The organism is Streptomyces brasiliensis (assembly GCF_014647875.1).
GTDB lineage: Bacteria > Actinomycetota > Actinomycetes > Streptomycetales > Streptomycetaceae > Streptomyces > Streptomyces brasiliensis.
The window spans coordinates 491,363-510,130 of the sequence record NZ_BMQA01000001.1 but is presented as its reverse complement, the minus strand read 5'-3'; the positions used below and the strand labels follow the sequence as shown (position 1 = coordinate 510,130).

Annotated in this window: 16 protein-coding genes and 3 pseudogenes; 11 read left to right on the top strand and 8 right to left on the bottom strand. The window is 72.2% G+C overall.

The annotated features are described in order from the left end of the window. Positions 1 to 123 precede the first annotated feature (123 nt). The 7 genes and pseudogenes from IEZ19_RS02365 to nrfD all read left to right on the top strand — a co-directional run. A pseudogene (locus tag IEZ19_RS02365) lies at positions 124 to 594 on the top strand (DUF3626 domain-containing protein); the annotation flags it as partial. Between the two features lie 111 nt (positions 595 to 705). Further along, positions 706 to 1,668 carry a phosphotransferase family protein gene (locus IEZ19_RS02360; RefSeq protein ID WP_189309488.1) on the top strand — a complete coding sequence of 321 codons (963 nt, stop codon included), beginning with the start codon at positions 706 to 708 and terminating at the stop codon, positions 1,666 to 1,668. A 91-nt stretch (positions 1,669 to 1,759) separates the two neighbouring features. Further along, positions 1,760 to 3,049, top strand: coding sequence for an ROK family transcriptional regulator (locus IEZ19_RS02355; RefSeq protein WP_189309247.1), 1,290 nt, complete (start codon positions 1,760 to 1,762; stop codon positions 3,047 to 3,049). Between the two features lie 554 nt (positions 3,050 to 3,603). Beyond that, positions 3,604 to 3,834, top strand: coding sequence for a hypothetical protein (locus IEZ19_RS02350; RefSeq protein ID WP_189309246.1), 231 nt, complete (start codon positions 3,604 to 3,606; stop codon positions 3,832 to 3,834). Positions 3,835 to 3,852: 18 nt separating this feature from the next. Beyond that, positions 3,853 to 7,098, top strand: coding sequence for a formate dehydrogenase (gene fdh / locus IEZ19_RS02345; protein WP_189309245.1), 3,246 nt, complete (start codon positions 3,853 to 3,855; stop codon positions 7,096 to 7,098). Beyond that, positions 7,095 to 7,916 (top strand): annotated as a pseudogene (locus IEZ19_RS02340) (4Fe-4S dicluster domain-containing protein); the annotation flags it as partial. The gene fdh and the pseudogene IEZ19_RS02340, both read left to right, overlap by 4 nt. A 62-nt stretch (positions 7,917 to 7,978) precedes the next feature. Then, on the top strand, positions 7,979 to 8,872 hold the full coding sequence (nrfD, locus tag IEZ19_RS02335) for an NrfD/PsrC family molybdoenzyme membrane anchor subunit (RefSeq protein ID WP_189309244.1): 894 nt from the start codon (positions 7,979 to 7,981) through the stop codon (positions 8,870 to 8,872). A 130-nt stretch (positions 8,873 to 9,002) separates the two neighbouring features. Here nrfD and IEZ19_RS02330 read toward each other — a convergent pair. After that, positions 9,003 to 9,358, bottom strand: a pseudogene (locus IEZ19_RS02330) (SDR family NAD(P)-dependent oxidoreductase); the annotation flags it as partial. Positions 9,359 to 9,731: 373 nt separating this feature from the next. Next, a complete protein-coding gene (locus tag IEZ19_RS02325; protein WP_189309243.1) occupies positions 9,732 to 10,760 on the bottom strand; it encodes a PHP domain-containing protein in 1,029 nt (342 codons plus the stop codon). Positions 10,761 to 10,867: 107 nt separating this feature from the next. On the opposite strand from IEZ19_RS02325, the gene IEZ19_RS02320 reads away from it, so the two are divergent. Next, a complete protein-coding gene (locus IEZ19_RS02320; RefSeq protein ID WP_189309242.1) occupies positions 10,868 to 11,113 on the top strand; it encodes a hypothetical protein in 246 nt (81 codons plus the stop codon). Between the two features lie 63 nt (positions 11,114 to 11,176). Here the strand turns inward: IEZ19_RS02320 and IEZ19_RS02315 are convergent, their stop codons facing one another. The 4 genes from IEZ19_RS02315 to IEZ19_RS02300 all read right to left on the bottom strand — a co-directional run bounded on the left by IEZ19_RS02315 (position 11,177) and on the right by IEZ19_RS02300 (position 14,681). After that, positions 11,177 to 12,409, bottom strand: coding sequence for a ricin-type beta-trefoil lectin domain protein (locus IEZ19_RS02315; protein WP_189309241.1), 1,233 nt, complete (start codon positions 12,407 to 12,409; stop codon positions 11,177 to 11,179). A 132-nt stretch (positions 12,410 to 12,541) separates the two neighbouring features. Further along, positions 12,542 to 13,042 carry a VanZ family protein gene (locus IEZ19_RS02310; protein WP_229839897.1) on the bottom strand — a complete coding sequence of 167 codons (501 nt, stop codon included), beginning with the start codon at positions 13,040 to 13,042 and terminating at the stop codon, positions 12,542 to 12,544. Positions 13,043 to 13,088: 46 nt separating this feature from the next. Next, on the bottom strand, positions 13,089 to 13,751 hold the full coding sequence (locus IEZ19_RS02305) for a DUF4230 domain-containing protein (RefSeq protein ID WP_189309240.1): 663 nt from the start codon (positions 13,749 to 13,751) through the stop codon (positions 13,089 to 13,091). 117 nt (positions 13,752 to 13,868) lie between these two features. Further along, positions 13,869 to 14,681 (bottom strand): helix-turn-helix transcriptional regulator, encoded by an 813-nt coding sequence (locus tag IEZ19_RS02300; protein WP_189309239.1) that lies wholly within the window; start codon positions 14,679 to 14,681, stop codon positions 13,869 to 13,871. Positions 14,682 to 14,752: 71 nt separating this feature from the next. Between IEZ19_RS02300 and IEZ19_RS02295 the strand changes: the two genes are divergently transcribed. Further along, on the top strand, positions 14,753 to 15,469 hold the full coding sequence (locus IEZ19_RS02295; protein WP_189309238.1) for an SDR family oxidoreductase: 717 nt from the start codon (positions 14,753 to 14,755) through the stop codon (positions 15,467 to 15,469). A gap of 60 nt (positions 15,470 to 15,529) precedes the next feature. Next, positions 15,530 to 16,480, top strand: a complete 951-nt coding sequence (locus IEZ19_RS02290) for a ribose-phosphate diphosphokinase (protein ID WP_189309237.1) — start codon at positions 15,530 to 15,532, stop codon at positions 16,478 to 16,480. An 18-nt stretch (positions 16,481 to 16,498) separates the two neighbouring features. Here the strand turns inward: IEZ19_RS02290 and IEZ19_RS02285 are convergent, their stop codons facing one another. Together IEZ19_RS02285 and IEZ19_RS02280 are read right to left on the bottom strand one after the other, a co-directional pair. Next, a complete protein-coding gene (locus tag IEZ19_RS02285) occupies positions 16,499 to 16,891 on the bottom strand; it encodes an anti-sigma factor antagonist (RefSeq protein WP_229839861.1) in 393 nt (130 codons plus the stop codon). Positions 16,892 to 17,085: 194 nt separating this feature from the next. Further along, positions 17,086 to 17,457, bottom strand: coding sequence for a zinc-binding dehydrogenase (locus IEZ19_RS02280; protein WP_373296899.1), 372 nt, complete (start codon positions 17,455 to 17,457; stop codon positions 17,086 to 17,088). On the opposite strand from IEZ19_RS02280, the gene IEZ19_RS54360 reads away from it, so the two are divergent. After that, the gene (locus IEZ19_RS54360; RefSeq protein ID WP_506004994.1) at positions 17,350 to 18,654 is read left to right on the top strand and encodes a GlxA family transcriptional regulator; all 1,305 of its coding nucleotides are present in this window, start codon (positions 17,350 to 17,352) and stop codon (positions 18,652 to 18,654) included. The genes IEZ19_RS02280 and IEZ19_RS54360 overlap by 108 nt on opposite strands. The last annotated feature ends 114 nt before the right edge of the window (positions 18,655 to 18,768 follow it).

The following is an 18,768-nucleotide window of genomic DNA, read 5'->3' as shown; positions in this document are numbered from 1 at the left end:
GAAGTCCTTGTGGGAGTGCGAGCGAAACCTAGGAGCCCTAGGTTTTTGCCTAGCGTAGGTAGTCGCAGTGAGGGGGAGCCAGTGGATTTCCGGCACGTCGCCCCGGCACGGGTGTGCGAGGCGCTGCGCCATGTCGCCGCCCGATCCTCGGGCCCGGAGATCGACGCCGGCCTGCGCATCACGCTCAACTTCCACCCGGACCGCCTGACCGGCGGCGTGCCGATCCTCGAGGCGCCGGCCAGGGACGGCGTGTACCACTCGCAGTTCGTCACCGGCACCACCAACGGCGGCCTGACCGCCCGTCCGGGCGGCGACCGGCACCGCTGGGAGAGCCGGATCTTCGGCGGGGTGTACGACGACGCGGCCGCGGACGAACGGCCCGTGTACGGCGGTCTGAACTTCCGTCGCCAAGTGGTCGGCGCGGCACCGAGGTTCGGGTCCTCGCACTTCCGGCTGACCGGCCCGGCCCTGGCCCGCGCGACCTTCTGCCACCCCGACAGTGCGGCCGAGCCCACCGACTTCGGGGTGGCCGGCGGCACGCATCTGATAGCGCCGGCCGAGACGGACGAGCGCGACGCCCTCGACGACTACATCCGCCTCGGGTACCGCCGCACGCCCGATGGGCGGCGGGCCGGTGGGCGCGGTGACTTGAGGACTCAGGGGCGTTTCGTACCCTGTACCGACATCAAGAGGGGGCGGGGTGCGGTGGCGGACTCGTGGGAGCGGGCGCGGCAGGTCCTGGTCGGCGCCGGGATTTCGGACGGCGGTCTCGCCGAGGTGCGGGCGTTGGGCGGTGGCACCTACAACACCGTCGAGGAACTGCGGTTCACCGACGGCACGCGCTACGTGCTGAAGGTCGCGCCCACCGGACCCGGCCTGCGCTATGAGTCCCGACTGCTCGCCGGCGAGGCGGAGTTCTACCGTGTGGCCGCCGAGGCCGACGTGCCCGCGCCGCGTGTCGTGGCCGTCGAGGCGCGGTGGATGCTGATGACGGTCTGCCCGGGCGAGCCCTGGAACGGCTCCCTCACGGACTCCGAACAGGCAGCCCTGAGGGCGGAGCTGGGCCGTCAGGTCGCCCGGCTGCACCGGCTCACCGGTCCCGGCCACGGCTATCCGTCCGGTGCCCTCGGACCACTCGCGCCGGACTGGCGCACCGCCTTCGTCACGATGTACGACGCCGTCCTCGACGACGCCCGCCGCTACGGCGCCCGGCTGCCCAGGCCCGTCGACGAGGTGGCCCGTACCGCCCGGTCCGCCCAGGACGCGCTCGGCGAGGTCACCGTGCCGCGCCCGGTCCACTTCGACCTGTGGTCCGGGAACGTCCTGGTCGACCGCTCGGCGGGGGATCCCCGTATCGGCGGCCTCATCGACGGCGAGCGCATGTTCTGGGGCGACCCCCTGGCCGACTTCGTCTCCCTCGCCCTGCTGGGCGACATCAGGAAGGACGAGGCGTTCCTGGCCGGCTACCGGGAGGCCGGGGGCCGCGCCGAGTTCGACGTCCCGGCCCGGCTGCGGCTGGCCCTGTACCGCAGCTATCTCTACCTGATCATGCTCACCGAGACGGTGCCCCGGGCCGTGGGGGAGGAACAGGCCCGCCGCGTCCGGGACTTGGTCGCCCCGGAGCTCGTCGCCGCGCTGGACGAGATAGAGGAACTGGCCGCCGCTTAGCTCATAGCGTGAACTAAGGGTTGGACGAATGTCGCGCAAGGCCCGCACAGGGGGGTATGTTGCAGGTCGGGCAGGGTTCGGAAGGAGCCACATGGCGGGGCGGAACGGGCGCACGGTACGCGACCTCAGGCGGGGCAACCGTACGGCCGTGCTGCAACGGCTGTACTTCGACGGCCCCCTCAGCCGTTTCGAGCTGGGTCCGGCGACCGGCCTGAGTTCCGGCTCGGTCAGCAACGTCGTCGCGGACCTGATCGCCGACGGGCTGGTCGAGGAGGCCGGCAGCGTCGACTCCGACGGAGGCCGCCCCCGTACGCTGCTGCGCGTCGCACCCGACAGCGGGCACATGATCGGCGTCGACGTCGGCGAGACCCGCGTCCGCGTCGAGCTGTTCGACGTGACCCTCACCGAACTGGCCCGCGTCGAACACCCGTTGGCGCCGCAGCGCTACGACGTGGACGTCATCGTCGGCCACATCCGCGACGGCGTCGCCGAGGTGCTGCGGGCTGCTGGGATCGAGCCTGAGCGGCTGCTCGGTGTGGGCGTCGGCGTCCCCGGCATCGTCGAGCGCACCGCCGACCGGGGTGCCGTGGTGCACGGGCAGACCATCGGCTGGGACGCCGTCCCGCTCGAGGCCCTGCTCCGCTCCGGCTCCCAACTCCCCGACAGCGTTCCGTATTTCATCGACAACGGCGCCAAGACCCTGGGCCAGGCCGAGATGTGGTTCGGGGCGGGGCGCGGCGCGCGCAACGCCGTGGTGGTCCTCTTCGGCTCGGGCGTCGGCGCGTGTCTCGTCACGCCCGAGGTGGAGCACGGGCGGGCCGTGGAGTGGGGGCATCTGACGGTACGGGTGCGGGGGCGCCGCTGCCGGTGCGGTGCGCTCGGCTGCCTGGAGGCGTACGCGGGGGCGGAGTCGTTGCTCTCGCGCTGGCGGGAGGAGGGCGGCCGGCCGCCGGAGGACACCGACGAGGAGACCGCGCTCACGGCGATGCTGGCCGCGGCGTATCCCGCCGGGGGTACGGCCGCCGACCCCGTGGCGCTGGCGGTCCTCGAGGAGACCGCCGAGTACCTGGGCGCGGGACTGTCCGACCTGATCAACCTCTTCCAGCCCGAGCGGATCCTGATCGGCGGCTGGGCCGGGCTCCAGCTCGGCTCCCGGTTCCTGCCCGCGGTGCGCCGCCATGCGACCACGTACGCGCTGCGCCACCCGGCCGAGAAGGTCACCATCGATCTGGGCCGGCTGGGCCCCGACGCGGTCACCGTGGGCGCGGCGATCCTGCCGCTCGCCGATTTCTTCGCCCGCGGTGGTCGGCGTGCCGAACCGGCGGCCGAGGACCGGCTCCCTGCGTGGCGGACGGCCCTGGAGGAGCGGGCTCCACACTGATTTGCCCACCCGCCTGCCCGACTCGGTGGGTGGAGAGGTCCCGCCCCGGGCTCCGCCCCGGACCCCGTTCGCCCACCCGCCTGCCCGACTCGGTGGGTGGAGAGGTCCCGCCCCGGGCTCCGCCCCGGACCCCGTTCGCCCACCCGCCTGCCCGACTCGGTGGGTGAAAAGGTCTCCTTGCCCTGGGGCTCCGCCTCAGACCCCGGCGGGGACTCCGTCCCCTGCACCCCTGGCGGGCTTCGCCCGTGCACCGCTGGCGGGCTTCGCCTCAGACCCCGGCGGGGCTTCGCCTGTGCATCGCTGGCGGGCTTCGCCTCAGACCCCGGCGGGGCTTCGCCTGTGCATCGCTGGCGGGCTTCGCCTCAGACCCAGGCGGGCTTCGCCTCTGCACCCAGGCAGGCTTCGCTCCTGTGCCCCGGCAGGTGCCGGACCGCGCTGCGGGGCTCCCGCCGTAGTCGTCGCGCCCGTCCCGGCCTGCCCCGCACCCCCCCGCGTTTCGACCACCCCCCGCGCGGTACTCGCGTACCGCTCGAACCGACGCGAGGGAGTACGCCGTGACCGATCAGCGGCGCCGTGAGGACGGTGCGCCCGTGCCGCGGGATCTGCCGGATCAGCAGACCGATGCCGGGGAGGACCCGTGGGAGGTCCCGCCGGAGCGTGCGGCCGGTGACGTGGAAGGGGACGACGTGCCCGACACCGACGAGGCCGGCACGGGGCCCAAGGGCGCACCGCGCTCCGGGGCCGTGCACCCCGAGCAGCCCGTGCCGGACGAGCCCCCCGCCTGACCGCGACAGGGAGCCGCCATGGGAATGGCCGACCGTATCCGTGCCTGGCCCGTCCGCCGCCAGCTCACCGGCACCGACCGCACCGGCCGCGGCGAGGCCGCGAAGTCGCCGTACACCGAGCGGCTGCGGGCCCGCACCGACAGTGCCCACCGGGTGACGCAGTCGATCTGCCCGTACTGCGCGGTCGGTTGCGGCCAGCAGGTCTACGTGCGTGACGAGAAGGTCGTCCAGATCGAGGGCGACCCCGCCTCCCCGGTCAGCCGGGGCCGCCTGTGTCCCAAGGGCTCGGCGACGCTCGAGCTCACCACCGGACCGGCCCGTGAGCATCAGGTCCTCTACCGGCGGCCGTACGGCACGGACTGGGAGCCGCTCGACCTGGACACCGCCATGGACATGGTCGCCGAGCGGGTCGTCCGCACCCGGCGCGAGACCTGGGAGTGGGAGCACGACGGCAGGCGCACCGCCCGCACCCTCGGCATCGCGAGCCTCGGCGGCGCCACCCTCGACAACGAGGAGAACTACCTCATCAAGAAGCTTTTGACCGGCCTCGGCGTGGTCCAGGTGGAGAACCAGGCCCGGGTCTGCCACAGCTCCACGGTCGCCGGACTCGGCACCTCCTTCGGCCGGGGCGGCGCCACCACCTTCATGCAGGACCTCCAGCACGCCGACTGCATCGTGATCGAGGGCTCCAACTTCGCCGAGTGCCACCCCGTCGGCTTCCAGTGGGTCATGGAGGCAAAGCTGCGCGGCGCCCGCGTCATCCACGTCGACCCCCGCTTCAACCGCACCAGCGCGCTGGCCGACCTGTACGTCCCGATCCGCGCGGGAGCCGACATCGCCTTCCTCGGCGGGATCATCAATTACGTCCTGACCGAGGAGAAGGACTTCCGCGAGTACGTCCTGGCGTACACCAACGCGGCCACCCTGGTCGGCGAGGACTTCCGCGACACAGAGGACCTCGACGGCGTCTTCTCCGGCCTCGACGAGGACAAGGCGACCTACGACCCGCACAGCTGGCAGTACGAGGGCGTCGAGGTGCAGCAGCCCACCGGCGAGACCGACGAACTCTACGAGGACCGGGTCCGCAGGACGGCCGGCCCCGAGGCGCACGGCTCCGGCGGCGCCCGCACCGGCCACCGCACCCCGACCGACGAGACGCTGCGACACCCGCGCTGCGTCTACCAGATCCTCAAGCGCCACTACGCCCGCTACACCCCCGAGAAGGTCGAGGAGATCTGCGGCATCCCGCGCGAGACCTTCTTCCAGGTGTGCGAGGACCTGACCGCCAACTCCGGTCCTGACCGCACCAGCGCCTTCGTGTACGCGGTCGGCTGGACCCAGCACTCCACCGGCTCCCAGTTCATCCGCGCGGCGAGCGTCCTGCAGCTGCTGCTCGGCAACATCGGCCGCACCGGCGGCGGCATCCAGGCCCTGCGCGGCCACGCCTCCATCCAGGGCTCCAGCGACATCCCGACCCTCTTCAACCTGCTGCCCGGCTACATCCCGATGCCGCACGCCCACAGCGACATGAACCTCGACAACTTCGTCGCCACGACGCGTACGGAGAAGGGGTTCTGGGCGGACATGCGGGCGTACCTGGTCAGCCTGCTGAAGGCCTATTACGGCGACGCGGCCGGGCCCGGCAACGACTTCTGCTTCGACCACCTGCCGCGTCTGACCGGGTCCCACTCCACCTACGACACGGTCATGGCCCAGCTCGACGGCGTGTGCAAGGGCTACTTCCTGCTCGGCGAGAACCCGGCCGTCGGCTCTGCCAACACCCGCCTCCAGCGGCTCGGCATGGCCAACCTGGACTGGCTGGTGGTCCGCGACTTCTCCCTCATCGAATCCGCGACCTGGTGGCAGGACGGCCCCGAGATCGAGAACGGGGAGCTGCGCACCGAGGACATCGCGACCGAGGTGTTCTTCTTCCCGGCCGCCGCCCACACCGAGAAGTCCGGCTCCTTCACCAACACCAACCGCTGGGTGCAGTGGCACCACCAGGCCGTCGAACCCGAGGGCGACGCACGCAGCGACCTGTGGTTCATGTATCACCTGGGCCGCCGCATCAGGGAGAAGCTGGCCGGCTCCACCGACCCGATGGACCGTCCGGTCCTGGACCTCGCCTGGAACTATCCGGTGAGCGGCCCGCTGGCCGAGCCCGTCGCCGACGCCGTGCTCGCCGAGATCAACGGCCACGGCCCGGACGGTGCCCCGCTGAGCACCTACACCGAGCTGAAGGACGACGGCTCCACCCGCTGCGGCTGCTGGATCTACTGCGGCGTCTACGCCGACGGCGTCAACCGGGCCGCCCGCAAGAAGCCCGAGTGGGAACAGGACTGGGTGGCCGCCGAGTGGGCCTGGGCCTGGCCCGCCAACCGCCGCGTCCTCTACAACCGCGCCTCCGCCGCCCCCGACGGCGCCCCGTGGAGCGAACGCAAGAAGTACGTGTGGTGGGACCCGGAGGCGGGACGCTGGACCGGCCACGACGTCCCCGACTTCCTGCCCGACCGCGCGCCCGGCTTCGTCCCCGACGAGGATGCCACCGGTCCCGACGCGCTGCGCGGCGACGACCCGTTCATCATGCAGGCCGACGGCAAGGGCTGGCTCTACGCACCCGCGGGCCTCGAGGACGGCCCGCTGCCCACGCACTACGAGCCCCAGGACTCGCCGTTCACCAACTACCTGTACCCCTCGACGCCCCGCAATCCGGTACGGCAGCTGCTGCCCCGCGAGGGCAACCGCTACCACCCCAGCGGCGACGACGAGGGAGCCGGTGTCTTCCCGTACGTCGTCACCACGCACCGGCTGACCGAGCACTTCACCGCGGGCGGCATGAGCCGCTGGTCGGAGTATCTCTCCGAACTGCAACCGGAGTTCTTCTGCGAGGTCTCGCCCGCCCTGGCCGCCGAACGCGGCCTGGACAACGGCGGCTGGGCCACGGTCGTCACCGCCCGGGGCGCCGTCGAGGCGCGCGTCCTGGTGACGGACCGCATCCGGCCGCTGCGCGTCCAGGGCCGTACCGTCCACCAGATCGGCCTGCCCTTCCACTGGGGACCCAACGGCCTGTCCCGGGGCGACGCGGCCAACGAACTGGTGGCCATCGCGCTCGACCCCAACGCCCATATCCAGGAGGACAAGGCGCTGACCGCCGACATCCGGCCGGGCCGCCGCCCGCGCGGACCGGACCTGCCCAGGCTGCTCGCCGAGTACCGCCGGCGGGCCGGGATCACCGCCACCACCGGAACGGAGGTACGCAAGTGAGCGAGGAACGGGTCGGCTTCTTCACCGACACCTCCGTCTGCATCGGCTGCAAGGCGTGCGAGGTCGCGTGCAAGGAGTGGAACGCCATCCCGGAGGACGGGCTGTCGCTGACCGGCATGTCGTACGACAACACGGAGGCGCTCGGCGCCTCGACATGGCGGCACGTCGCCTTCATCGAGCAGCCGAAACCGGACGGTCGCACCGAACTTCCCCTGGCCGGCAGCGAGTCGGACGAGCGTGGCGAGCCGGACGGCGGCGACATGCGCTGGCTGATGTCCTCCGACGTGTGCAAGCACTGCACCCACGCCGCCTGCCTCGACGTGTGCCCGACCGGCGCGCTGTTCCGCACCGAGTTCGGCACGGTCGTCGTCCAGGAGGACGTCTGCAACGGCTGCGGCTACTGCGTCCCCGCCTGTCCCTACGGCGTCATCGAGCAACGGCCCGCCGACGGACGGGTGTTCAAGTGCACGCTGTGCTACGACCGGCTCGGCGCCGGCCAGGAACCCGCCTGCGCGAAGGCCTGCCCGACGGAGTCCATCCAGTTCGGCCCGCTCGACGAACTCCGCGAACGCGCCGCCCAACGCGTGGACCGCCTGCACGAACAGGGCGTCGCCGACGCGCAGTTGTACGGCCACGACCCGGACGACGGAGTCGGCGGCGACGGCGCCTTCTTCCTGCTCCTCGACCGGCCCGAGGTCTACGGGCTGCCCCCGGACCCCGTGGTCACCACCCGCGACCTGCCCACCATGTGGAAGCATGCGGGCGCGGCGGCCCTGTCCCTGCTGGGCGGGCTCGCGGTCGGCTTCGCGGCGGCGGGAAGGAGCCGGCGACGACCGCCGCCTGGCCGCGGGAACGGCGCCGCGGGCGTGGTGAGGAACGCATGGTCCCGCGCGCCGAGTTCGACTCCTACTACGGCCGTCCCGTCATCAAGCCGCCGTCCTGGGCCGCGCCCGACATCGCCGGGTACTTCTTCCTCGGCGGACTGGCGGGCGCCGGGTCGGCGCTGGCGGCCGGTGCCCAGCTGACCGGACGCACCGGCACGGCCACCGCGCTCAAGGTCTCCTCGCTCGCCGCCGTGTCCCTGTCGGCCGCCGCGCTGATCCACGACCTGGGCCGCCCGGGCCGGTTCGCGAACATGCTGCGCGTGTTCAAGCCGACCTCGCCGATGAGCATGGGCTCGTGGCTGCTGTCCGCCTACGGTCCCGCGGCCGGCGCGGCGGCCGCGTGCGCGGTGACCGGACGGCTTCCCCGGGCCGGTACCACGGCGACCTGCGCCGCCGGACTCCTCGGGCCGGCCGTCGCCACGTACACCGGTGTCCTGGCCTCCGACACCGCCGTACCGGCCTGGCACGGCGCCCACCGCGAACTGCCGTACCTCTTCGCGGCCTCGGCCACCGCGGCGGCGTCGGGCATGGCGCTGGTCCTGGCGCCCACCCGGGAGACCCCGCCGGCCCGGTACGCCGCCGCCCTGGCCGCACTCGCGGAGGCGGCGGTGACCGAGGCCGTGGAACGCCGCCTCGGGCTGGTCGCCGAGACCTGGCGCGAGGGCCGGGCGGGCACCCTGCTGAAGACGTCCCGAGCCCTGACCGCGGCCGGCGCGGCAGCGGCGGCACTGCTCGGCGACCGGCGGGGCGCGGCCCTGGCCTCGGGCCTCGCGCTGCTCGCGGGGTCCGCGTGCACACGTTTCGGCGTGTTCGCGGCCGGGGTCGCCTCGGCGAAGGACCCCAAGTACACGGTGGTACCGCAGCGGGAGGGGCGGACGGCGACGTCGTAGGCGATCAGGGGAGTTGCCATGGCGGATCAGCGGGAGTGCACGGCCGTGCACGGCTGACGCAGGCCCTACGCGGCGAAGGCGTTCACCCCCGTGAGCCGTGCCGACAGCTCCCACAGCCGGGCCGCCTGCTCCGGGTCTCGGGGCAGGCCATGATCCCGGCGCTGCCGATCATGAAGGTGCGCCCCGAGGCGAGGAACCGCTCGGCGAAGCCGCGCACGCTCTCCAGGTCACCGAGGTCCAGCTCGTCGGCCTCGACACCGTCGAGGCCGGCCAGCGCCTCGCGGACGCCGGCGGGGCGCCGCGCGGGTACGACGACCCGGGCGCGCCCGCTCCGACCAGCGCGCGGGTGGTCTCCAGGCCGAGCCCCGAGTAGCCACCGGTGACGATCGCGAGCCGCCCGGTGAGGTCGATGCCCCGCAGGACGTCCTCGGCGGCGCTGTCCGCCCCGAATCCGGAACCGATCCTGTGCTGTGGCGTAGTGCTCATGCCTGGAACGCTGCGAATTGGAGCGCTCTCGAAGTCAAACGGAAGCCCCGGACGAGCCCCGGGACACCATCCCTCGGGAAACCTGGTGACAGCCCGTGACAGAGAAAGCCCCGACCGCGACGGGGGAATCACGGTCGGGGCGGTCGAGCGGTGGGGGCGGATGGCGGTCGCCTCTCGGCGAAAGGCTCCACAGGGCTTCAGCCGAACGATCGTCCCTGTGGGCAAGAGGTGAGGCCCGGGGACACTGTCCCATCCGCACCCACGGTCTGTTCAACGGGCAACCGTCCCAGGGTGTTCCCGCCGTCCCCGGGACTCGGCGGTGATGTGCGTCACCCCTCCATCACCGCGCCTTCGCTCCACCGTCACCGCGTCGTCACCGCGCCGGAACGCGACCCACCCGGGTCCAGGCCAGCAGCTCCTTCGCCGTCCACGTCGTCACCACCCGCCCGGCCGGCACCCCGCACTCCTCGGCCCGTTCGCAGCCCAGTATCTGCCAGTCGAGCTGGCCGGGTGCGTGGGCGTCCGTGTCGATCGAGAAGAGCACCCCCGCCTCGACCGCCCGGCGCAGTAGCCGCTTCGGCGGGTCGAGCCGTTCCGGCCGGCTGTTGATCTCCACGGCCGTGCCCGCCTCGGCGCACGCCGCGAACACGGCGTCCGCGTCGAACCGCGACTCCGGCCGCCGTCGCTCACCGGTCAGCAGCCGTCCCGTGCAGTGCCCCAGGATGTCGGCGTGCGGATTCCGTACGGCCGCCAGCATCCGGCGGGTCATCGTGGGCGCGTCCATCCGCAGCTTGGAGTGCACGGACACCACGACCACGTCGAGCCGGTCGAGCAGTTCCGGTTCCTGGTCCAGCGAGCCGTCCTCGAGGATGTCGCACTCGATGCCGGTGAGCAGCCGGAACGGCGCCCATGTCGCGTTCAGCCGCTCCACCACAGCCAGCTGCTCGCGCAGGCGCTCCGGCGACAGCCCCCGTGCCACGGTCAGCCGGGGCGAGTGGTCGGTCAGCACCGCCCAGTCATGGCCGAGCCGGGACGCCGTTCGCCCCATCTCCTCGATCGGGCTGCCCCCGTCGGACCAGTCGGAGTGCAGATGGCAGTCCCCGCGCAGCAGCTCCCGCAGCGCCTGCCCGCCGGCGGCGAGCGGGCCGCCCGCCGTCTCCTGCAGTGAGCGCAGGTAGTCGGGCGCCTGCCCGGCCAGCGCCTCGCGCACGACCTGCGCGGTCTTCGGGCCGACCCCCTTGAGGGACTCCAGCTGCCCGGCCGCGGCCCGCTCGGCCAGTTCGGCCGCGGGCAGCGCGCCCAGCACCCGGGCGGCCGTACGGAAGGCGCGGACGCGGTATGCGGGGGCCAGGGAGCGTTCCAGCAAGAAGGCGATCCGGTCCAGTGCCTCGACGGGATCCATGGCCACCTCCACCACCAGGGTTCCCCAGCCCCGGCCGCGTCGCACGACGGCCCGTGGCCAGTGACCCAGGTCACACACTTTCGGTGGTTACGTTCTACGCTCTATGCATGACCGAAATAGCAAGTCCGCGCATTTCCCGCCCGCGGGTCATGGTCCTCGGGGTGATGCGGCGCAAGCCCGGGAGCCCGCCCTTCCGCATCGTGGAGATCGACGGGGAAGTGGTCGCTGAGGCGAAGACGGTCATCGACGTCCTGGAGGTCTGCTCGATCTTCGGAATCACCATCCACGATCTCGACGACCCGGAGGTCGTCCGCTGGGTCGGCGGCGACAAGTTCACCTGGACGACCCGCTAGGGGGTGTCTTCCGGATCAGGTCGTCGGCGTGATCCGGAAGACACCCCCTGGATCCCCGCCGGCTCAGCCCACCGTCCACTTCTGGTTCGCGGTGCCCGCGCAGGTCCAGATCTGCAGGCGTGTGCCGTTGGCGGAGTTGTTGTCCGTGACGTCCAGGCACTTGTTCGCCTGCGGGTTGACGATGTCGTGCGCGGCGGGCAGTGCCCACCTCTGGTTGGGTCCACCCGTGCAGTCCCACAGCTGGACCTTCGAGCGGTCCGCGGTCCCGTTGTCCACCACGTCCAGGCACTTGCCGAGCGCGCGCAGCGTGCCGTCGGCCCCGACCGTCCACTGCTGGGCGGCGGTGCCGTTGCAGTCGTAGAGCTGGACGGGTGTGCCGTTGGCGGAGTTCGCCCCGGCCACGTCCACGCACTTGCCGGCGAGGCCCCGGATTGCGCCGCCGGTCGCCGTGTCGCCGGTCGTCACCGACACCGAGTCCACCACCAGCTGCTGCGGGAACTGGGTGGAGCCGTCCGGGTCGCCCGGCCAGTAGCCGCCGACCGCCAGGTTCAGGATCAGGAAGAACGGCTTGTTGAACACCCAGGTCTTCCCGCCCAGGTCGGCCGGGGTGCGCCGCTGGTAGACGTTGCCGTCCACGGACCAGGTGATCGAGTCCGGCGCCCAGTCGACGGCGAAGGTGTGGAAGGCGTCCGCGAAGGCCTGTCCGTTCGGGAGCGTGTAGCCCGCGCCGATGCCGCCCGAGCCGGAGTAACCGGGGCCGTGGATGGTGCCGTGGACCGTGGACGGCTCGAAGCCGACGTTCTCCATGACGTCGATCTCACCGGAGTCCGGCCAGTTGACCGGCGTCCCCAGCATCCAGAACGCGGGCCACATGCCCTGCCCCCGCGGGATCTTCATCCGGGCCTCGACGTGCCCGTACTGCGCGGTGAACTTCCCGGAGGTGTTCAGCCGGGCCGAGGTGTACTGACACGTTCCGTACCAGCACTGGTAGTCGGCGGGGTTCTCGCGCCGGGCGGTGATCACCAGATGGCCCTGGCCGTCCAGGGCCGCGTTTTTGTTGCCCGACGTGTAGTACTGCCGTTCGTGGTTGTTGACGTTGTCGCCGGTCTCGATCTGCCACTTCGAGGAGTCGACCGCCGAGCCCGCGGGGCCGTCGAAGGTGTCGGAGAACGTCACGGCGGCGGCGGTGACGCCGCCCGCGGCGTCCGCCTGCGCGGGACCGATCGCGGCGGTCGCGACGAGCGCGGCGGACAGGGCGGCGAAGAGACATCTGCGGAGCAGTCGTGGGGAGGCCACTGCTCTCCCTTCCGTACGGCGGCCCGCGACACGGGAGCGCCGACTGAGGTGGGGGGTGAAGGCGGTCGCCTCTTGATTTAAGAAGTGAGATAAGGGGCCGTCAATACCTTGGTACGGACCAGTACTCGACAATCACCGCTTCCGCCCGCCCCGATGCACCACACGTCCGAGTCGCCGGCCCAGCAGGAGGTGACCGGCCAGCGCTCCCGTGGTGTTGAGGATGACGTCGTCGATGTCGAAGGCCCGCCCGGTGACCAACGCCCCCTGTGCCAGCTCCACCAGCAGCATCACGCCCGCCGTGATCAGCAGCACCCACAGGGCCCCGCGCGCCCGCGGCACGAGCACCGGGAGCAGGACCCCGAACGGGACACCCAGCACCAGGTTCCCGCCGATCTGCCGTACGGCGTCGCGCAGTTCGGGCTGGTCCAGATACGCCTCGAGGGTGCGGCCCGGGTGCAGGTTGCTGTGGGCGAGCGCCTCCGACGCCGGTGACGGCTGCAGCGTGATACGGGCCAGCACGACGGCGAACGCCACCATGAACGCGAACGCGCACAGCATCGCCAGGAGACGGACTGTCAACGGGAGCGCGCGCCGCCGCGCAGGGGAGGGACGGCTCGCTTTCGTGGCGTGCAGGCTTGAGGTCGTGGGGGTCAAGTCGCTCCTCCTGTTGCCCGGTTCGTCATGAGCCGTACGAGACGTGCACCTCCGTGAAGCCCAGGGAGCGCAGCAGACCGTCCAGCATGCGGGTGGTGTTGGTCTCGGCCCGCGTGGTCAGCCCGCTGTCCTTCGCCGCGTCGCCGATGTGCCGTACGGCCAGCTTCTGCACGGCCTGTTCGCTGTTGGGGTTGTCCGAGAAGAGGTCGCCGAGCCGGTCGAGCAGCCCGCGCTGCTTGGACACGGCGTAGGAGTGATCGGGGTCGAGGGCCGGCGCGCCGAGCCGCGCATGCGGCAGCCGCAGCGTGGCCGAGGTGCGGTCCGCGTCGACCGTCACGTCGTCGCCGCGGACCTTCCCCAGGTCGACGTACGCGTCGACGGTACCCGCGCCGATGTACAGGGTGCGGGTGCCGCGGATCGCGTCGGGCAGGAACTTGGCGTCCTTGTCCAGGTCGACGACGACCTGGAAGGTGCCGGACGCGGCGTCGTAACGGCTCATGTCCTGGATCGACCTGAGCAGTGTCGGGCCGGAGCGGTCATGGGTATCGGTGCCGAACAGGTCCTTGATGCCGGGCAGTACGGCCAGCCGGATCCCGGCGAACAGCACGGCGAGCACCAGTACCAGGGCGGCCGGCACCTTCGCCCAGCCGGGCATCCGCCGGGGCAGGCGCCCGAGGGTGGTCGTCATCTGGACGGCCCTCCTTTCTGGAGAGCGGATGCCCGCCAAGCCGCCTGCCCCACACGCCTGTTGATGAATTGGTACATCCGGCGGAGGCGTGGCAGACGGTCGGCCGACCCGGTGCGGTCAACCGCGCTCGGCGAGCCCGCGCAGCGTCCGGGCCGACGGCGATCCCGGGTCCGCCGTGATCAGGACGACCTCCTGGTCGTCCTCCGGCACCAGCAGGACGTCGCAGTTCAGCCGCAGCCGGCCCAGTGCCGGATGGTCGAGGACCTTGCTGCGATGGCCGGGCGCGTACACCGGGTGGGTGTCCCAGATCTGCCGGAACTCCTCGCTGCCCACCCGCAACTCGCGTAGCAGAGTTTCCAGTTGGGCATCGTGCGGATAACGGGCGGCAGCCCGGCGCAGCCGCGCGACCACGATGTGCCCGAACTGCTCGGCGCTGGAGCCCTCGTACATCCGCCCCTCGCCGAGGAACCGCCGCCGGGCCAGGTTCGTCGTCCCGTGGCCCAGATCCTCGCCCAGCAGCTCCCGTGCCAGGGGGTTCCAGGCGACCAGCCCGTAGGCCGCGTCGGTGACGATCGCCGCCGTCTCCGGCAGCCGCTCCAGCATCCGGGCCACGTGCGGCCGCACCCGTCGTACCGCGTGGCTGCCGGGCGGTACGGCTGATCCCGCCAGCCGGAACAGATGGCCGCGCTCGGCGGGCGTCAGCCGCAGGGCCTCCGCGAGCCCGTCCAGGATCGCGGGGGAGGGCCGCGGGCCGCGGGCCTGCTCCAGGCGGACGTAGTAGTCGACCGACATATGGGCCAGCTCCGCGACCTCCTCGCGCCTCAGGCCCGGGGTGCGGCGCGGGGTGCCGTCCGCCGGCAGGCCCAGCTCGTGCGGCCGCAGACCCGCCCGGCGGTCCCGCAGGAAGCGGGCCAGTTCCTGCCTCGCCATGCTGTCTCCTCGGGCTGCCTGGTACGAACGGTCCCTGGCAGGACGGCGGCGGTCAGGGAACCGTGGCTGTCATGAACGATCGCACAGCACTCGTCACCGGTGCCAACAAGGGCATCGGCAAGCAGATCGCCCGCCTCCTCGCCGAGGAGGGCTTCACCGTCCTGGTGGGCTCCCGGGACGCCGCGCGCGGCGAGCGGGCCGCCGAGCAGATCGGCGGCGACGCGCGTCCCCTCGTCCTCGACGTCACGGACGCCGACAGCATCGCGCGCGCCGCCGCGACCGTGGATCGCCTGGACGTGCTGGTCAACAACGCGGGCGTCTCCGTTACCCTCGACCCGCCCGCCGTCTCCACCGCCGACGAGTTCCGGCGCACGTACGAGACGAACGTGTTCGGCGTCCTCGAGGTCACCAACGCCCTCCTGCCCGCCCTGCGCCGCTCCCCGCACCCCAGGATCGTGAACGTCTCCAGCGGCACCGGCTCGCTGACCTGGAGCACGACCCCCAACCCCCAGTTCGAGCCCGGAAACGGCGCCGCAGCCGCGTACCGCTCCTCCAAGGCCGCGCTCAACGCCCTCACCGTCCTGTACGGCCAGACCCTCGCGGAGGAGGGCTTCAAGGTCAACGCGCTCGCCCCCGGCCTGCGCGCCACTGACCTCAACCCCAGGGCGGCCGCCTCGGGCGGGAACCCGGCCGAGGCGGCGCGCGGCGCGGTACGGCTGGCCCTGCTGCCGGACGACGGCCCCACCGCGGGCTTCTTCTCCTGGGACGGCACACCCGTGCCGTGGTGAGACGAAGGGGGCGTAAGTAGCATGAGCCGCAACCCGTGATGATCATGCGAGGAGCGGATCGTGCGAGACATCGCCGTCTTCAGCGGCAGCGCCCACCCCGAACTGGCCCGGGAGGTGTGCGCCCACCTCGGTGTGCCGCTCAGCCCCACCCGGGTCAGCCGGTTCGCCAACGACTGTCTGGAGGTGCAGCTCCAGGCCAACTGCCGAGAACGGGACGTCTTCCTGATCCAGCCACTGGTCAGACCGGTCCAGGAGCACCTCGTCGAACTGCTGATGATGTGCGACGCGGCCCGGGGCGCCTCCGCGGGCCGTATCACCGTCGTCATGCCGCACTATTCCTACGCGCGCTCCGACAAGAAGGACGCGCCCCGCATCTCGCTGGGCGGCCGGCTCGTCGCGGACCTGCTGGTGGCGGCGGGCGCGAGCCGTGTCCTCGCCATGACCCTGCACGCGCCCCAGGTGCACGGTTTCTTCTCGGTGCCGGTGGACCATCTTCATGCGCTGCGCGAACTCGCCGCGCATTTCCGGCAGTACGACCTGACCCGCACCACCGTCGTCTCGCCGGACCTCGGCAACGCCAAGGAGGCGGCCGCCTTCGCCCGGCTTATCGGCGCGCAGGTGGCCGCCGGCGCCAAACAGCGCTTCGCGGACGACCGGGTGAGCATCAGCTCGGTGATCGGTGAGGTGGCCGGGCGGGACGTCATCGTGCTGGACGACGAGATCGCCAAGGGCAGCACCGTACTGGAACTCCTCGACCGGCTGCGGGAGTCGGGGCCGCGCTCGATCCGGGTGGCCTGTACGCACGGGTTGTTCGCGGCGGGCGCCCTGAAGCGGCTGAGCGAGCAGCCGGACGTGCTGGAGATCGTGTGCACCAACACCGTGCCCGTGGCGGAGGGGGAACACACCGACAAACTACGGGTGTTGTCCATCGCCCCGGCACTCGCCGAGGCCGTACGCCGTATCCACAACGGCGAGTCCGTCAGCGCCCTTTTCGACGAGCCGCGGGGCTGACGGCCCGCCCGGCCGCGGTCACAGCGGGCCGGACGCGGCCTCGGGCTGCCCGAGCGCCGCGTCCAGCGTCGGCCGCGGCGGCAGCAGTCGCGACAGCCCGGTGACCCGGAAGACGCGCAGGGTCAGGGGGTGGGTGCACACGAGCTGTAACTGGCCGCCGCGGTCGAGCACCCGGCTGCGGGCGCGGTACACCAGACGCAGTCCCGAGCAGTCGAAGAACTCGATGCGGCTCAGGTCGAGCACCACCCGCGCGCCGGGCCGGTCCGTCACCCGGTCCAGATGCGGGCCGATCTCCGCGGCCGTCGCGATGTCGATCTCGCCGCGCAGCTCCACCACCGTGTGCCCGCGGTCCTCGTGGACGCGAAGGTGCCGGGGGAGCGGCGCGGGCTCGTGGCGCGGTTCCTGGCGCACGACGACATCACCTCCCACCCGTGCCGACAACTCCGGACCCCGCCCATGCAAGTTACCCTCGATGGAAGGAATTTGAGCATGTTCGATTGACATATGTCTTCGAGTTTGGGGTGCAACCTTTTCCCGACTGGATGGTGCGCGCCCCGGCCGGGTGTGCCGGGCGTGCGCCGCTGGTGCGGGCGAGGTCGATGCGGTCAGTCGGCCAGCAGGACCAGCTTGCCCGTCGTCCAGCCGGTGTCGCCCAGTTCGTGCGCCTCGGCGGCATCCGTCAGCGGAAAGGTCCCCGCGATCGTCGCGCGCAGCTTCCCCGACTCGACCAGGCCCGTGATCGCCCGCATCCCGGCCCGGTCGGCGTCCACCAGCATCCGGACCGCTCGCACACCCAGCCGCTCGGCCTCCTCGGGGAAGTCGTTCGAGCCGACCGGCAGGATCGACACCACGATCCCGCCCGGACGCGCATCGTCTCGATCTGCACGGCCGCCTTCGTCCTCGCCGCCGCGGGCCTCCTCGACGGGCGCCGCGCCACCACTCACTGGCAGGTGACCGACTGGTTCCGGCGCTCCCATCCGCAGGTCGACCTGGACCCGGACGTCCTGTTCGTGCACGACGGCCGCATCCTCACCTCGGCCGGAGCCGCCTCCGGCGTCGGCGTCTGCCAGCACATCGTGCGCATTGACCACGGCAGCGAACTGGCCAACTCGGTGGCCCGCCGGTGCGTCGTCCCGCCGTTCCGGGACGGCGGCCAGGCGCAGTACATCGAGCAGCCGGACCCGGTCAGCGGCGCCGCGAGCACCGCCGCCACCCGCGCCTGGGCCCTGGAGCGCCTCGGCGAACCGCTCACCCTCGCCGGCCTCGCCGAAGACGCCCGGATGAGCCGGCGCACCTTCGCCCGCCGCTTCGGCGACGAGGCCGGTCTCAGCCCCGGCCGCTGGATCGTCCAGCAACGCGTCGCCCGGGCCCGGCACCTCCTGGAGTCCCGCGACCTGTCCGTGGAGCACATCGCCGGCGAGGTCGGCTTCGCGACGGGCGCGTGCCTGCGCCGGCATCTGCAGGCGGCGATCGGGGTGTCCCCGCAGGCGTACCGGCGTACGTTCCAGGCCGCGCGCTGGGCCTCGAACGTTCCGGGCCCTTTGTGCGTCGGAGGAGCGATACAGCGGTCGAGGAACAGGGGCGGGAATGCGCGCAGCTCTGGTGGCGGTGGCGGTACTGGCGGTCGTGACGGCAGTGGCCTGCGACGGCGAAGGGAACCGGGCGGGCCTGGTGGTCGAGGGCACGCCCCCGGCAACGCCGTACAGCGGCCCCTTGGACGTCCCGACGAAGTTCCTGGACGAGAACACCCCCGCGGCCCTGCGCACGGAGTCCGGTGCGGCCGGTCGCGCGCTGGAGTGCGACGGCGAGATCTACCAGGGCAGCGGCCCCGACGGCTGGAGCGAGCGCGACGGCGGCGGCTCGCCCGAGGAGGGCCTGAACCTCTATTTCGACATGTTCGAACCGGGCCTTCCCGAGAGGGGCTATCGCGTCGAGCGCGAGGAGGCGGACCGCGTGCTCTACTCCTACGACGTCGGCGGCCGGACCAAGGTGGCGGTCGTGGTCGCCAAGGACCAGAAGGGGCGCCCCGGTTGGGGCCCGGAGACCAGCGCCTCGTGCGATCCGGCCGAACTCCCGGCGAGCTTCACGGACTCGCAGGGGTGGTACGAGATCTGGACCGATCGCGCCGGCCGGCGCGCGCCCGTGGCCGAGATCAGCAGCTACCCGGGTGCTGAGCACTGCGACTGGCAGCAGGCGCACTTCCTGCACCTCGGCCGGGGCGAGGACGAACGCAGCTACGCCCGCGACCCCGACGGCGTGCTCGACGCCGACACCATGCTGACAGCCCC

What these genes read in the sequence shown, in the direction of transcription:
- IEZ19_RS02355 (WP_189309247.1), top strand. Translation starts at nt 1,760, where the DNA reads ATGGCGGGGCGGAACGGGCGCACGGTACGCGACCTCAGGCGGGGCAAC.
- fdh (WP_189309245.1), top strand. Translation starts at nt 3,853, where the DNA reads ATGGGAATGGCCGACCGTATCCGTGCCTGGCCCGTCCGCCGCCAGCTC.
- nrfD (WP_189309244.1), top strand. Translation starts at nt 7,979, where the DNA reads ATGGTCCCGCGCGCCGAGTTCGACTCCTACTACGGCCGTCCCGTCATC.
- IEZ19_RS02325 (WP_189309243.1), bottom strand. Translation starts at nt 10,760, where the DNA reads ATGGATCCCGTCGAGGCACTGGACCGGATCGCCTTCTTGCTGGAACGC.
- IEZ19_RS02320 (WP_189309242.1), top strand. Translation starts at nt 10,868, where the DNA reads ATGACCGAAATAGCAAGTCCGCGCATTTCCCGCCCGCGGGTCATGGTC.
- IEZ19_RS02305 (WP_189309240.1), bottom strand. Translation starts at nt 13,751, where the DNA reads ATGACGACCACCCTCGGGCGCCTGCCCCGGCGGATGCCCGGCTGGGCG.
- IEZ19_RS02300 (WP_189309239.1), bottom strand. Translation starts at nt 14,681, where the DNA reads ATGGCGAGGCAGGAACTGGCCCGCTTCCTGCGGGACCGCCGGGCGGGT.
- IEZ19_RS02295 (WP_189309238.1), top strand. Translation starts at nt 14,753, where the DNA reads ATGAACGATCGCACAGCACTCGTCACCGGTGCCAACAAGGGCATCGGC.
- IEZ19_RS02280 (WP_373296899.1), bottom strand. Translation starts at nt 17,457, where the DNA reads ATGGGAGCGCCGGAACCAGTCGGTCACCTGCCAGTGAGTGGTGGCGCG.